This is a genomic window from Acinetobacter sp. YH12116 (genome assembly GCF_013418895.1).
GTDB classification, from domain to species: Bacteria; Pseudomonadota; Gammaproteobacteria; order Pseudomonadales; family Moraxellaceae; genus Acinetobacter; species Acinetobacter indicus.
The window spans coordinates 44,250-57,664 of sequence record NZ_VPBE01000019.1 but is presented as its reverse complement, the minus strand read 5'-3'; the positions used below and the strand labels follow the sequence as shown (position 1 = coordinate 57,664).

General features: G+C 46.2%; 15 protein-coding genes and 1 pseudogene. 11 read left to right on the top strand and 5 right to left on the bottom strand.

Annotation, left to right across the window (positions count from 1 at the left end; translation table 11 throughout):
* The 6 genes and pseudogenes from FTU54_RS15310 to FTU54_RS11410 form a co-directional block, all read left to right on the top strand.
* Positions 1–223 (top strand): annotated as a pseudogene (locus FTU54_RS15310) (integrase core domain-containing protein); the annotation flags it as partial.
* Between the two features lie 201 nt (positions 224–424).
* Complete coding sequence (locus FTU54_RS11430) at positions 425–613, top strand: hypothetical protein (protein ID WP_228152207.1); 189 nt, start codon at positions 425–427, stop codon at positions 611–613.
* A 127-nt stretch (positions 614–740) separates the two neighbouring features.
* Complete coding sequence (gene ureE, locus FTU54_RS11425; RefSeq protein ID WP_104487343.1) at positions 741–1,226, top strand: urease accessory protein UreE; 486 nt, start codon at positions 741–743, stop codon at positions 1,224–1,226.
* Entirely contained in the window at positions 1,213–1,878 is a 666-nt protein-coding gene (locus FTU54_RS11420) for an urease accessory protein UreF (protein ID WP_005179301.1), read from the top strand. Before ureE ends, FTU54_RS11420 begins: the two co-directional genes overlap by 14 nt.
* 145 nt (positions 1,879–2,023) lie before the next feature.
* On the top strand, positions 2,024–2,638 hold the full coding sequence (ureG, locus tag FTU54_RS11415) for an urease accessory protein UreG (RefSeq protein WP_005179298.1): 615 nt from the start codon (positions 2,024–2,026) through the stop codon (positions 2,636–2,638).
* A gap of 338 nt (positions 2,639–2,976) precedes the next feature.
* Entirely contained in the window at positions 2,977–3,408 is a 432-nt protein-coding gene (locus tag FTU54_RS11410; protein ID WP_180074769.1) for a hypothetical protein, read from the top strand.
* 52 nt (positions 3,409–3,460) lie between these two features.
* Here the strand turns inward: FTU54_RS11410 and rsmD are convergent, their stop codons facing one another.
* On the bottom strand, positions 3,461–4,015 hold the full coding sequence (gene rsmD / locus FTU54_RS11405; RefSeq protein ID WP_160241127.1) for a 16S rRNA (guanine(966)-N(2))-methyltransferase RsmD: 555 nt from the start codon (positions 4,013–4,015) through the stop codon (positions 3,461–3,463).
* 3 nt (positions 4,016–4,018) lie between these two features.
* Positions 4,019–6,031, bottom strand: coding sequence for a penicillin-binding protein 2 (mrdA, locus tag FTU54_RS11400; protein ID WP_104470010.1), 2,013 nt, complete (start codon positions 6,029–6,031; stop codon positions 4,019–4,021).
* A 239-nt stretch (positions 6,032–6,270) separates the two neighbouring features.
* Here mrdA and FTU54_RS11395 point away from each other — a divergent pair, with 239 nt between their 5' ends.
* The 4 genes from FTU54_RS11395 (at position 6,271) to FTU54_RS11380 (ending at position 9,205) form a co-directional block, all read left to right on the top strand.
* The gene (locus tag FTU54_RS11395; protein WP_163141525.1) at positions 6,271–6,789 is read left to right on the top strand and encodes a hypothetical protein; all 519 of its coding nucleotides are present in this window, start codon (positions 6,271–6,273) and stop codon (positions 6,787–6,789) included.
* Positions 6,790–6,851: 62 nt separating this feature from the next.
* Entirely contained in the window at positions 6,852–8,168 is a 1,317-nt protein-coding gene (locus tag FTU54_RS11390) for a hypothetical protein (RefSeq protein ID WP_005179289.1), read from the top strand.
* Positions 8,169–8,250: 82 nt separating this feature from the next.
* Positions 8,251–8,910, top strand: coding sequence for an adenylate kinase (adk, locus tag FTU54_RS11385; protein ID WP_005179287.1), 660 nt, complete (start codon positions 8,251–8,253; stop codon positions 8,908–8,910).
* 88 nt (positions 8,911–8,998) lie between these two features.
* On the top strand, positions 8,999–9,205 hold the full coding sequence (locus FTU54_RS11380; protein ID WP_180074771.1) for a hypothetical protein: 207 nt from the start codon (positions 8,999–9,001) through the stop codon (positions 9,203–9,205).
* A 94-nt stretch (positions 9,206–9,299) separates the two neighbouring features.
* On the opposite strand, the gene nth is transcribed toward FTU54_RS11380, so the two are convergent.
* Together nth and FTU54_RS11370 are read right to left on the bottom strand one after the other, a co-directional pair.
* Complete coding sequence (gene nth / locus FTU54_RS11375; protein WP_045796358.1) at positions 9,300–10,010, bottom strand: endonuclease III; 711 nt, start codon at positions 10,008–10,010, stop codon at positions 9,300–9,302.
* A gap of 3 nt (positions 10,011–10,013) precedes the next feature.
* Positions 10,014–10,811: an RnfABCDGE type electron transport complex subunit B gene (locus tag FTU54_RS11370; RefSeq protein WP_104470011.1), complete on the bottom strand. Its 798-nt coding sequence runs from the start codon at positions 10,809–10,811 to the stop codon at positions 10,014–10,016.
* A gap of 341 nt (positions 10,812–11,152) precedes the next feature.
* On the opposite strand from FTU54_RS11370, the gene gdhA reads away from it, so the two are divergent.
* Positions 11,153–12,496, top strand: coding sequence for an NADP-specific glutamate dehydrogenase (gene gdhA / locus FTU54_RS11365; protein ID WP_016659259.1), 1,344 nt, complete (start codon positions 11,153–11,155; stop codon positions 12,494–12,496).
* A 78-nt stretch (positions 12,497–12,574) separates the two neighbouring features.
* On the opposite strand, the gene FTU54_RS11360 is transcribed toward gdhA, so the two are convergent.
* The gene (locus tag FTU54_RS11360; protein ID WP_180074768.1) at positions 12,575–13,336 is read right to left on the bottom strand and encodes an META and DUF4377 domain-containing protein; all 762 of its coding nucleotides are present in this window, start codon (positions 13,334–13,336) and stop codon (positions 12,575–12,577) included.
* Positions 13,337–13,415 lie beyond the last annotated feature (79 nt).

Genomic DNA, 13,415 nt, shown 5'->3' with positions numbered 1-13,415 from the left:
CAGAGGGAATTGTTGGGATAATGCACCTACAGAGAGACTCTTTAGAAGTCTTAAAACGGAATGGATCCCAAAACTTGGTTACCATTCCATTCAAGAAGCCAAAGCAGACATTGGTTTTTATTTAATGTAGTACTACAACCGCATCCGACCACATCATTTTAATCAAGGGGTCAGCCCTTATGAGGCTGAACAAAAACTTAAAACTGTGTCCAATATTTGTTGACCACTACAGGCCATTACTCCATTGACTCTGATCATATTTTCTTTTTTGGGATTTCTAATAAAAGGTGAGGATATTCTAAAGTACCTGTTATATGTAATGTTCCCTGTTTCAACATTTATGCTGATTATTCTGTATTTTGTAAGAGTGAGTTTACAGCACGTCCGTTCTGTACAATCTCAAATGATGCAGCTTGAACTACTAATGACACTTTGTCAGTTTATTCATAACTATGCTGAAGATTCAGAAAAACTACATAAGAAAAATGCAGCAGGCTTTGAGAAATTTGAAAATATTATCTTTTCACCCCTTGTATCATCAGATGACAAAATCCCAACCACATTTGATGGTATGGAACAACTTGCTAAATTAGTGAGTGAATTTAGGAAGTAAACGCACCAATAAAACTCATAATTGGCATAAAAAATGCTTACTTTTGATGCGTAAATTTACAGATGTTTTGCTTTGAAATTGAAAAACATAAGCCAAAGCAAAACATCTTCGTGACAAAAGGAACAGCATGAACATCTACACTCAACGAATAGAACACATTTCAGAGGGAAGCACTTTTGAAACCGTCGAACTCAGTTTTGACACCCGCCAAAAGAGCCGATTTCGTGCAACATTAAAATCAGGCGCCGATATTGGTGCAGACCTGCCGCGTACCGGCATTTTGCGTAGCGGCTCATTTATTGCCACTGAACAAGGGGATGTACTCCGGGTCGATGCAAAACCTGAACACCTGATGCAAGTGGTCGCCCAAACCGATTTTGATTTATTGAAAGCGGCGTATCACCTCGGCAACCGCCATGTACCGCTGATGCTCACGCCAACTGCACTGTATTTTGAACCAGATCATGTGCTGGCTGAAATGGTCATTGGACTGGGTCTGACTGTGAGTGAAGTCGAGCATCCATTTGAACCAGAAAGCGGGGCATACGCACAGCACAGTCATGATCATCGTTTAAGCCCGATCAAAGCGATTCACGCGCATGCCCATCACTAATGCAGCGCAACTGCTCAAACTGCTAACCCTGTCCTCGACAGCGTTACCGGTCGGAGCGTATTGCTATTCGCAAGGGGTAGAAAGTGCGATTGATCAGGGCCTGATTCAAGATGAAAGCAGTAGCATCGCCTACTTTGAAGAAGTCTTGGAGATGCTACTGGTACGTTTTGAACTACCGGTCTTAAAACGGCTGATGCAATTTTATGATGATGACACACAGTTTGATCATTGGGCGCAGATTTATCGTGCCAGTCGGGAAAGCCGTGAACTTTTAGCAGAATCACAGCAGCTGGCATTTTCTCTTAATGCATGGATTAAAGATGTGCTGAAAATGCCGGTGACGGTGAAAAAACAGCTAGGTTTTGTGCCGGTTTATGCCCAGCTCTGCGGCCAGTTGGGTCTCAATGACGCAGATGTATTAACCGCTTATACCTTTACTGTGCTGGAAAATCAGGTGCTGGCGGCGGTGAAAACTGTCCCGCTGGGGCAGATGAGTGGGCAACGGATTTTATGGTATTTACATGAGCAGGTTCCGGCAGCCATCGAAAAAGCCTTAACGCTGGAAGATGAGCAGCTCAGTAGCGCCTTACCCAATTACGCCATGCTGAGTATGGCGCATGAAACTCAGTATTCACGCTTATTTCGTTCTTAAAGTCTTCCTTTTTAAAGGGAGATTGAGAGGGCTCAAAAATTTAATCAATATTCTCTCTCCCTTTGGGAGAGGGAAATCACCTCACCTTAGCGCAGTATGACTGCTTATCTCCTAAGAGGAGAGGGACAAGAAAAGGAAAATCAACATGACAGAACGTTCTCCATTACGTGTCGGCATCGGTGGTCCAGTCGGTTCAGGTAAAACTGCACTTACTCTCAATTTATGTCAGGCCTTGCGCCAGCGCTATAACATGGCGGTGGTCACCAATGACATTTATACCAAGGAAGATTCCAACTTCCTTACCCGCAACGAAGCCATGAGCCCAGACCGGATTGTCGGTGTGGAAACCGGTGGCTGTCCGCACACGGCCATCCGTGAAGATGCTTCGATTAACCTGGCAGCGATTGACGACTTGTGTGAAAAGTTCGATGGCTTGGAATTGATCATTATTGAAAGTGGTGGCGATAACTTGGCAGCAACCTTTAGTCCGGAATTATCCGATCTGACTTTATATGTGATTGATGTGGCCGGTGGTGAAAAAATTCCACGTAAAGGTGGGCCGGGCATTACCAAATCTGATTTGCTGATTATTAACAAAACCGATTTAGCCCCGATGGTCGGCGCCAGTCTGGAAGTAATGGATCAGGATGCCAAGCGCATGCGTGGTGATAAACCATTTTTATTTTCCAATATGAAAACCAAAGATGGTTTGGAGCAGATTATTGAGTTTATTGAAAAACAGGGCCTGTTTAAAAACTAAATAGCCTAAGCAATATCTCTATTTTTCCCTGATTCTAAAAAGATGGCTATGGCTGTCTTTTTTCTTGTGAGCATTTAACATTTGCACTGCTTGAATATCGAGTCAAAAGCTCATCTTTCTGAACCAATTTTGATCTCCACTTGCAAATAGTAGATCAGGCAGGGCAGATAAAACCTTAACTCGGCAGAAACTCGGCCAGTCTTTTCTTTTATCCACCAGAAAAATAGCCAAGATATGCATGAAATGTGAACTTGTACATACAGGAGCGCAACAAAAAATTGCCAGTAAATTCATGCTGATTGCTGAAAATGCAGCCATCTGAACAGGGGATAAATTGCATGAAAAAGCTGGCTTTTGTGTCGCTGGTGGCGGTGGCACTTACCGGGTGTGTGGTCACGCCGTATGAGAATGGTCCACGACATAGCGTCTATACCGGATATGATCGAGGCTATTCAAGCTATCCATATACCGTGTCGCGTTGGGAACATGAACGCCGTCCGGTGTATATTCAGCAGCGTCCATCGGTTAAGCCAGTGAATCGACCGCATGCTCAACGTCCGCATGGGCAAAAACCGGGTCAGGCCAACCGTCCTGCACATAAACCGACACAGAGTAAACCTGCACAAAGCAAACCGGTAAAGCCAAATCGTCCGGTGGCCAACAAGCCGCCAGCGAAAAAACCACAGGCGAGTAATCCAGCTAAGGCCAAACCCGTCACGGCTTTGCCGCCGGCTTCTGGGGTGCAGCGTCCATTACGACCGAGCGTATAAATCAAAAAGGATTCCATCTGGAATCCTTTTTTTATAACCGTTCAATCAAACGTTAAAGTGATTTCTGATACAGTCCGGCGCGGACTGTACCGGCTTTGGTTTCCTTGATTTGCTGCCAGGAGGCCGGCAGTTTTAGCTGGTTTAGATCACGGTCGGCCTCGACATAAATCAAGCCTTTATCCTGAATTAATGGATCAGCCAATTGTGCCAGCTGTTCCCATAAATCCAGGTTATAAGGCGGATCAAGAAACACCAGATCATAGCTGTCTTTCAGGCTGGCCAGCGCCTGCTGTGCAGTACTGATTTTTAACTGGGCGCGGGCTTTGGTGACTTTTAACAGTTCTAGGTTCTGGGTCAGGAACTGGGCTTGAGTGCGGTCCGGTTCAATCATGGTGACCTGTGCAGCACCACGTGATAGCGCTTCAAAGGAAAGCGCCCCCGAGCCGGCACACAGGTCCAGCACTTTGGCATTTTGCACATCCCACATCAGCCAGTTAAACAGGGTTTCACGCACCCGGTCCGGCGTCGGGCGTAAACCGTCAATACTGGCAAAGGCCAACTGGCGACGTTTCCAGTCTCCACCAATAATTCGTAGCTGGTTTTTCATGGTTTAGTCACTCTCTATTGTGGCAGATGGGGCAGCGGCCGGTGTTGCTGGCGCAGATGCAGCAGTATCCTGAGCCGGAGTGGTGGTGCTACGAGCACCTTCGGCACTTGGCAGTTCACTTGGCTTTAAACCGGCGGTCATCAGGCCACCACTAATTTGGGCCGCAGATGGGCGAATCGGATTCTTGTCTTTGTTGAGTAGCCAGTAATCCAGAATTGGACGGGCCAGGGCAGTGGCAGCACTCCCACCACGGCCATTTTCCAGAATCACCGCAATGGCAATTTCAGGTTTTTCTGCCGGAGCGAAGCCGACAAATAAACCGTGGTCAAGCTGACGGTCGGTGAGCAGCGCTTCATTATAGCGTTTGCCCTGCGCAATACTTTTGACCTGCGCGGTCCCGGTTTTTCCGGCAATTGAATATTGCAGGCCGCCTTTAATGCCTTTACCGGTGCCTGATTGAATGACATCCACCATGGCATCGCGCATTTTAATCCAGTCTTCGTCGGTCCCGTTAAATTCAATGCGGCCATTGGTACCATTATGCACCTTAAATGGACGCGCACCGCGGCTTTCACGCAGCACGTGTGGCGTGACTTTAAAGCCCTGGTTGGCGGTAATGGCAGTGGCCATGGCCAGTTGTAATGGCGTCGCGGTAAAGGCGCCCTGACCAATACTGACCGAAATGGTCTCACCGCGCATCCATTTGGCATTGCGGGTACGCATCTTCCATTCCGGACTTGGATATAGGCCGGTGCTTTCACTTGGTAAATCGACACCAGTGCGCTCACTAAAACCAAACTGGCGCATCCAGTCATTCATCTTTTCAATGCCCATCCGGTAGGATAGTACATAGAAATAGGTATCACAGGACACCACCTGAGCGGTGTGCATATTGACAATGCCATGCCCCGACTTTTTATGGTCACGGAAACGGTGGCTATCGCCCGGTAAGGTGAAATAGCCATAATCCTGAATCGCAGTACTCCAGTCGACTAGACCATAATGAATTCCGCCTAAACCAAACATCGGCTTAATGGTCGAGCCGGGTGGATAGACCCCTTGCACGGCGCGGTTATACAGCGGCTGGTCAATATTGTCGCGCAGGGCAGCATAATTGGTATGGCTGATGCCGGTGACAAAGAGGTTCGGGTTAAAGCTGGGGCTCGACACCAGCGCCAGAATTTCCCCGGTACGTGGATCAAGCGCGACAATCGCACCACGGCGGCCAGCCAGCTGTTCAGAGGCCACCACTTGCAGGCCATAATCTAAGGACAGGTATAGATCATTACCGCGAACCGGATCTTTACGGCCCAAATGACGCAGTACATTACCGTGTGCATCGGCCTCGACCGATTCATTACCCGGTACGCCGTGCAGTAAATGCTCATATGATTTTTCTACGCCAATTTTACCAATCAGGTTGGTGCCGGCGTAGGCATCTTTATCAATCTCTTTCAGCTCTTTGTCATTGATCCGGCCCACATAACCAATCACATGCGCAAACAGCTCACCATGTGGATAGTAACGGGTCATCTGGGTTTCAATATTCACCCCGGGAAACTGGAATTTTACTTCACTGAAACGGGCAATATCGGTTTCGTTCAGATTCAGTTTAATGGAGACCCGTTCAGTTTTACGCGCGGTTTTAATCCGGCTCTGGAAGCGTTCAATATCTTCTTCAGTCAGTTCCAGAATCGGGGTCAGCCGTTCGATGGTGGCATCAATATCTTCGACATCGGCCCGGCTTAAGGTCGCGGTAAAGACCGGATAGTTATCGGCCAGCAACACCCCATTACGGTCATAGATATAACCGCGTGCGGGCGCTAAGGGTTGCAGGCGAATCCGGTTTTTGTCAGATGCGGTGGCAAACTCATCAAAGCTACTGATTTGCAGATAGGCATAACGTACAACCAGCAGCAGTAAAAAGAAACTGACCAGCCCGATAGAGATGAATACCCGATTGCGAAAAATGCGCTTTTCTTGCTGAACGTTTTTTAAAGGAAAGTGCTGTTTCATATGCAATCGGCTTAAACAGATCAAGGAGATGAGAATAGGGCTGTTATTCTAGCCGATAACACAGCGCTTTGCGTATGCCTGCATGACCGATTCGACACAAATAATGTGATTTAGGTTTTTGACTTTTGCGACAATAAAAAGATCGGCTGCTGTATATAAGAATCCGGGTAAATCTGCTACAGTCAAAAAAATAAAACAGGATTGTTTTACAATTAGAATTAAGGAACTTGGTGAAAATAATGAAAAAAGTATATTCCTTAGTGGCATGTATTGCACTGTGCAATGTGGCCTATGCCGAACAATCTTCTTTTTTCCCACAGGCAAAATTGACCGGGGAAGATACAAAAACCTGGAATATCGGGGCAGGAATTACACAAAAATTACTTCATTTAAATGCAGAATGGGTCAATCCCTACGGCATTGCCTATGCCAAAGCCGGGGCATTTTTAAATGGGGATCATGAACCGGGTGGACAAATTGGCTTTCGCTTGCCATATCATTTCACCGGTAAAGATAAAAATGGTTATTATATCGGAGCTTATGCGGGTCATCTTGAATCCAAAGTGGTCGACCAGAAAGAGAAAGCACGTCTGGGCGCTGGTGTAGATCTTGCTTATGTCTTGCTGAGCCGTGAACGGATCAGTACCTTTAGTGTGGGGATTGGTGCAGGTGAAAAACTGGAAGATCGGGCCGGTCGGGTGATTGCAGAAACCGAGCCAAAACTACAATTTTCCTATACTTTAAGTGTGGGTTTATAGCCAGAATAGCGAGTTAAATGCTTTTAGAATCCGGTAATTAGAAATAAATATGGAAAATATGCATGCTTGAGTACATCAATCAGTTGTGGCAAACCTTTTTGAATCGCCCGGATTTTTGGGCTGTGCTCAGCATTATCCCTGTCACCGCTTTTGTGACCTGGGCCCACGTGTGGATGGCACTGAAAATGGTGTTCTATCCCATTAATTTCTGGGGCTTTCATTTGGGGCCATTGCCGGTGGGCTGGCAGGGGATTGTGCCGAGAAAGGCCGGGCGTATTTCAGGCATTATTACCGACAATACCTTGTCTAAACTGGGCTCATTGCGCGAATTTCTGGATGCCATGGACCCGGAAGATATGGCACGGATTATTGGCGAGCAGGTCGGTTTTGAGCTGGAGCATTTAATTGATGAGGTGATGATCGACCGCAATGCTGTGCTGTGGGAAAACCTGCCCTATTCAATTAAGCGCCGGATTTATGCCCAGGCACATAAACAGTTGCCTGCGGTGCTGCGTGAACTGGTCACTGAACTGACTTTGAATGTCGAGTCACTGGTGGATATGCGCGAAATGGTGGTACGCCAGATGGAAGGTGACCGCCGTTTAATGGTGCGCATGTTCCTGAAAGTGGGCCAGAAAGAAATTAACTTTATCTGGCATATCAGTGCGTTAATCGGGATGTTCTTTGGTATATTCCAGATGATTGTCTGGTTTATTGTGCCGTGGCACTGGACCGTACCATTCTGGGCCGCCATCTGGGGCTTTTTAACCAACTGGATTGCGATCTGGATGGTGTTCAACCCGATTGAACCGCATTATGTGAAGTATCCGCAATTTTTTACGCGAACACAGAGTCGCAAATTTCCGTGGATTAAACCTGTTATTCCGCGCATTGGCACCTATAATGTTCAGGGTGCCTTTATGAAGCGCCAGGAAGAGGTGTCTGATGTATTTGCCAGTGTGGTCACCGAAGATTTAATTACTTTAAAATCCATTATGACCGAAATGATGTATGGCAGTAAAAAAGACAAGACCCGTCGGATTGTTAAACGCCATATTAATGAAATTATGGAAACCCCACTGGTCAGAACCTCTTTACAATTGTCTTTAGGGCCAAAAGAATACGCAAAACTCAAGACAGACTTGATCGATCGCTCAATTGAAATTACGATGGTGCCTGTATGCGACCCAGCCTTTAATGCGAGCCGTGCACAGAAAATCTATCAAATGTTTAGAGAACGTATTCTTGAACTTACACCAAGAGAGTTTCAAAATTTATTGCGTCCTGCCTTTCAGGAAGATGAATGGATCTTGATTGTATTGGGAGGGGTAACCGGTTTTATTGCTGGTTTAATACATTTGTTTGTCGCTTTCTTATAATTGGATGCTGGACAGCATGTCGAACCTGAGTTCGTCATGAACAAAGTGTCATGTACATTGTTAAAAATGAGGATGTTTTTTTATGCGCATTATCTTACTCGGACCACCTGGAGCAGGTAAAGGTACACAAGCTCAGTTGATCTGTAAGCGCTACAATATCCCACAAATTTCAACCGGTGATATGCTCCGTGCTGCGATTCGTGAAGGTACTGAATTAGGTCTACAGGCTAAAAACGTAATGGAAAGCGGTGGTCTGGTTTCAGATGAATTGATCATCGGTTTAGTGAAAGAGCGTATTGCTCAACCTGATTGTGCCAATGGATGCATTTTTGATGGTTTCCCGCGTACCATTCCACAAGCGGAAGCGCTGGAAAAAGAAGGCATCAACATTGATCACGTGATTGAAATTGATGTACCGGACGAAGAAATCGTACAGCGTCTGTCTGGTCGCCGTCAGCACCCGGCTTCTGGTCGTGTTTATCACATCGTTTACAATCCGCCAAAAGTGGAAGGTAAAGATGATGAAACGGGTGAAGATCTGGTACAACGTCCAGATGACCAGGAAGAAACCATTCGTAAGCGTTTAGCGTCTTACCACACTGAAACTGAGCAACTGGTTGGTTTCTACCAAGGCCGCGCAGCGACAGGTGAAAATGCACCGACGTATGACAAACTTAACGGTCTGCGTCCAATTGAAGACGTACAAGCGGATCTGTTTGCAATTTTAGATCAGGCAAAATAATCATCCGCTGATTGTTTTGACTTTAAGGGAGTCCTCGGTCATAGTAGGGCTCCTTTTTTATTTGCGTGCGTATAAGGAAACTGCCTCGGTGAAAATTGGTGTGTTAATTTTAATGGTGCTGTTCCTGGTCATGTTGGTGGGTCTGTTTTATATCAGCTATAAAATGCTGCTGAAAGTGCGTCAGGAAGAACGTGCTGAAAATGCCAACCAGCCACAGCAACGTCAATTGCATCCTAAATTGCAGGCGCAATTAGAGCAGCAGAAAAAAGCGCAAGATAAAGACGCACAAGACTAAGCGGCTTTTGGTCGCCCAGCTTAGGTCAGCATTATTGAATGATCTACCTCGAATATGCAGCGCAGGTCATCTTCAAGTATAAAAAAAGCTGAATTCAGGATTCAGCTTCAATATTTTTGACTGCAATCTGGCGCGCAGCTCCAAACTCAAACCGGTCTGGCCAGTTACAGACATCGGCCACTACACATTCATGACATTTAGGCTTGCGAGCAATGCAACAATAGCGGCCATGCAGAATCAGCCAGTGGTGCGCATCAACGATAAATTCTTTCGGAATCACTTTCACCAGACGGTGTTCCACTTCCAGCACATTTTTACCCACGGCTAAACCGGTCCGGTTGCCGACACGGAAAATATGGGTATCAACTGCCATGGTCGGTTGACCAAACGCTGTGTTCAGCACCACATTGGCTGTTTTACGCCCCACACCCGGCAAGGCTTCCAGATCGGCCCGATTTTCCGGTACCTGGCTGTTATGCTTTTCAATCAGGATTTTACAGGCCTTAATCACATTTTCCGCTTTGGAATTATATAGGCCAATGGTCTTGATATAGTCCTTTAGCCCATCAACCCCCAGTGCATAAATCGCTTCCGGAGTATTCGCTACTGGAAATAACTTATCTGTGGCTTTGTTCACGCTGACGTCGGTGGCCTGCGCCGATAAGGTCACTGCCACCAGCAATTCAAACGGTGAGGAGAAATTCAGTTCGGTGGTTGGATGCGGACGCTGTTCACGCAAGCGCTCAAAAAAGGTATAGACCTGCTTTCGGGTCAAGTTTTTTACCGGTTTGACTGCGCTGCTCATGAATTAGGCCTCTCCCTGTAAGTGCTGTAATTGTTGCTGAAGCTGCGCCAGTTGCGCGCGCTTGTTGGCATCTTCACGCACACTCAGCTGTTTTTCTAATTTTTTGATCTGGGTTCTGAGCTTGGCCAGCTCGATGGTGGTTTTGGCATCGTGGGTGACAGCCGGATGATCGGCTTTTTCAACCATCTGGATTTCCGGTACGGCATCGGTCTGCTGCGAGAACTGGGCGAACAGCGCGGTATCAATTTCAGCACGCACCACGGGCCCTTTACGGTGCAGGCGGCGCAGCTCTTCACGCTGAATGTGCGCATAATAGCGCTGGCGTAAATCCTTCTGCTCGCTCATCCGTTCCGCGTCTGTGGGTACGGGTTTGACATCTTCAACCAGATCAATACAGTCCACCGGGCAGGGTGGAATACACAGTTCACAGCCGGTACACAGGTCGGTCAGAATGCTGTGCATCAGTTTGCCGGAACCTAAAATGGCATCGACCGGGCAGGCATTAATACATTTGGTACAGCCAATACATTCATCTTCACGAATCACCGCTTTCATACGCTGCGGACGGCCATCGGACTGAATGGGCCAGACACTGGCTTCGGCGGTTAAGCGTTCTCTGCCCAGCAGTTTGGCCAGCGCATCGGCAACCGGTTGACCGCCCGGTACACATTTATTGGCGGCTTCACCTTCGGCAATTGACTTTGCATAGGGTAAACATCCATCCCGATGTCCACATAAACCGCATTGGGTTTGAGGAAGCAGGGCATCAATATTCTGGATGAGAGCAATTTGCGAATTCATGTAAAAACCACGGCTGCGAAGGGCGCAGAGAAAGCGAACAATAAACCTGAGCCGCAGATTCTAGCATGTTTTCAAGCATTAAGCTTGTGTACAAAGTTGGACCATAATCTGCTTTATTTTTGGGCAAAATGGTCAATTTTAAATACATATTTGCTTACAAAAAATGGAATAATTTTTCAATTTTGATCAATCTAATTTATTGAAAATATGGATTAAATAAAGTTTTTTGAAAAAAACTATTGTAGATTGTTAACAAAAGATATTTAATATTTTGCGCCAAAATAAATCATTGATTGAAATTTTGCCCAATTTTGATCCAACATTCTGCTGAGGATTAAGCGTTGAAATATAACAGCCTTAACGATTTCCTAGATTACGTTAAAACACGTGATGCCTATCAACCAGAGTTTCTACAAGCAGTAGAAGAGGTGATGACCAGCCTGTGGCCATTCATTGAAAAGAATCCTCAATACGCTGCACATGGTCTGTTAGAGCGTTTAGTCGAGCCAGAACGTGCGATCCAGTTCCGCGTTTCCTGGGTAGATGATCAGGGTCAAACTCATGTGAACCGTGCGTTCCGTGTTCAATACAACTCGGCAATTGGTCCATACAAAGGTGGTATGCGTTTTCACCCGTCAGTGAACTTGTCTATCCTGAAATTCTTAGGTTTTGAACAGACTTTCAAAAATGCCTTAACTACTTTGCCAATGGGCGGCGGTAAAGGCGGTTCAGACTTTGACCCTAAAGGTAAATCTGAAGGCGAAATCATGCGTTTCTGCCAGGCGTTAATGATCGAGCTTTATCGTCATTTAGGTTCAGACACAGATATCCCGGCGGGTGATATTGGTGTAGGTGGCCGTGAAGTTGGCTATATGGCCGGTATGATGAAAAAGCTGAGCAATGACACTTCATGTGTGTTCACGGGCAAAGGCTTAACATTTGGTGGTTCTTTGGCACGTCCAGAAGCAACAGGTTACGGTACAGTTTATTTCGCTGAGGAAATGCTGAAAACTCGTGGCGACAGCTTCAAAGACAAAGTCGTAGCAATCTCTGGTTCAGGTAACGTCGCGCAATACGCTGCTGAAAAAGCCATGTTCCTGGGCGCGAAAGTGGTTTCACTGTCTGACTCTAACGGTACTGTGTATGTAAAAGATGGTTTCACGGACGAATTGCTGAAAGAAGTGATGGATCTGAAAAACATCAAACGTGGCCGTATCTCTGAATTTGCGTCTAAACACGGTTTTGAATACTTGGAAGGCAAACGTCCTTGGGGTATCAAGTGTGACATCGCGCTGCCATGTGCAACTCAAAACGAGTTAAACGGTGAAGATGCTGAGGTATTACTGGCTAACGGTGCAATCTGTGTGGCTGAAGGTGCCAACATGCCGTCTACTTTAGACGCAGTTGAGAAATTCGTTGAGGCGAAAATTCTGTATGCACCAGGTAAAGCATCAAATGCTGGTGGTGTAGCGACTTCTGGTCTGGAAATGTCTCAAAACGCATTACGTTTGGGCTGGACGTTTGAAGAAGTAGATGAGCGTTTACACGCAATCATGAAAGAAATTCACCGTAACTGCGTGAAATACGGTACTCAGGAAGATGGTACTGTTAACTACGTAGACGGCGCAAACATTGCAGGCTTCGTAAAAGTTGCTGATGCAATGCTGGCTCAAGGCGTATACTAAGTTTTAACTGTGTATAAGCTGAAAAAACCGAGGCACTGACCTCGGTTTTTTTTATGGGTTATTTTTTAAGATCTGCTGTTAATTGATCCGGCCAGTTTCAACCGTCATATCGTGTACATAGGCATATTTGGATTGATCAGCCGCCGGGTTTTTCAGTTCATAACGCTTGACCCGAATAATCTGGCGTTCATTCGGATTGTGCTGAAAGCCTTCAATTTGGTCATAGAATAAAGTCCAGTCCTGATCAACTTGGGTTTTCAGACCCTGTTCATTGTATTTGACTTCGCGTACCTGCAAGCAGGTTTGTGGAGCAACGCCGGTACAGGCTTTGGTTTCCGGGGAAATTTCCAGGAAGATGGTTTCACCGGCCGACTGGTATTTGGTTTCCGGCGTCATTTTGCCCTGAAAAGTATGTTGCTGGCCATCTGCAGCGGTCAAGATCAAGCTCGGTTGCTGTGTATCTTTCATGTCCAGCTGCACGCTGACAGGTTTTTGGAACAGGGCAGCAGCAAAACGTTCCTGCTGCATGGCGCTGGCTTCACAGGCCATTTCGGTACTGATTAACATACCCACCTGTAACTGGTTGTTGTTAATCTGCCAGTTACCACCCATCTGGTTACAGCTGGTGCCAATACTTAAACGGCGATTGTCATTAAAATTCAGGGTCAAGGGTTTGGCTGCACCGGTATCTAAAGACCATTGGTAAGCGCTGACAATCTTATCGGTATTTTGTTGTTGTAATACAGACACTGCAAGATCTCCCGCACGTTGCAGATCACTACTCTGGCAAGCGGCCAAGCTTAAAGGGAAAAGTAAAATGGCTAAATATTTGAGTTTCATTTTATAAATAAAGCACTTATCGGAAATTCATCAGAATATAACCGATTTGCTATTTAAAAAATGGATACATTTGCCCTTT

Bases quoted from the DNA above. Each gene is read 5' to 3' on its own strand.
- FTU54_RS11370 (WP_104470011.1), bottom strand. From the start codon at position 10,811: ATGAATTCGCAAATTGCTCTCATCCAGAATATTGATGCCCTGCTTCCT.
- rsmD (WP_160241127.1), bottom strand. From the start codon at position 4,015: ATGAAAAACCAGCTACGAATTATTGGTGGAGACTGGAAACGTCGCCAG.
- nth (WP_045796358.1), bottom strand. From the start codon at position 10,010: ATGAGCAGCGCAGTCAAACCGGTAAAAAACTTGACCCGAAAGCAGGTC.
- FTU54_RS11410 (WP_180074769.1), top strand. From the start codon at position 2,977: ATGAAAAAGCTGGCTTTTGTGTCGCTGGTGGCGGTGGCACTTACCGGG.
- FTU54_RS11420 (WP_005179301.1), top strand. From the start codon at position 1,213: ATGCCCATCACTAATGCAGCGCAACTGCTCAAACTGCTAACCCTGTCC.
- adk (WP_005179287.1), top strand. From the start codon at position 8,251: ATGCGCATTATCTTACTCGGACCACCTGGAGCAGGTAAAGGTACACAA.
- FTU54_RS11430 (WP_228152207.1), top strand. From the start codon at position 425: ATGACACTTTGTCAGTTTATTCATAACTATGCTGAAGATTCAGAAAAA.
- ureE (WP_104487343.1), top strand. From the start codon at position 741: ATGAACATCTACACTCAACGAATAGAACACATTTCAGAGGGAAGCACT.
- FTU54_RS11395 (WP_163141525.1), top strand. From the start codon at position 6,271: ATGAAAAAAGTATATTCCTTAGTGGCATGTATTGCACTGTGCAATGTG.
- FTU54_RS11360 (WP_180074768.1), bottom strand. From the start codon at position 13,336: ATGAAACTCAAATATTTAGCCATTTTACTTTTCCCTTTAAGCTTGGCC.
- FTU54_RS11390 (WP_005179289.1), top strand. From the start codon at position 6,852: ATGCTTGAGTACATCAATCAGTTGTGGCAAACCTTTTTGAATCGCCCG.
- mrdA (WP_104470010.1), bottom strand. From the start codon at position 6,031: ATGAAACAGCACTTTCCTTTAAAAAACGTTCAGCAAGAAAAGCGCATT.
- ureG (WP_005179298.1), top strand. From the start codon at position 2,024: ATGACAGAACGTTCTCCATTACGTGTCGGCATCGGTGGTCCAGTCGGT.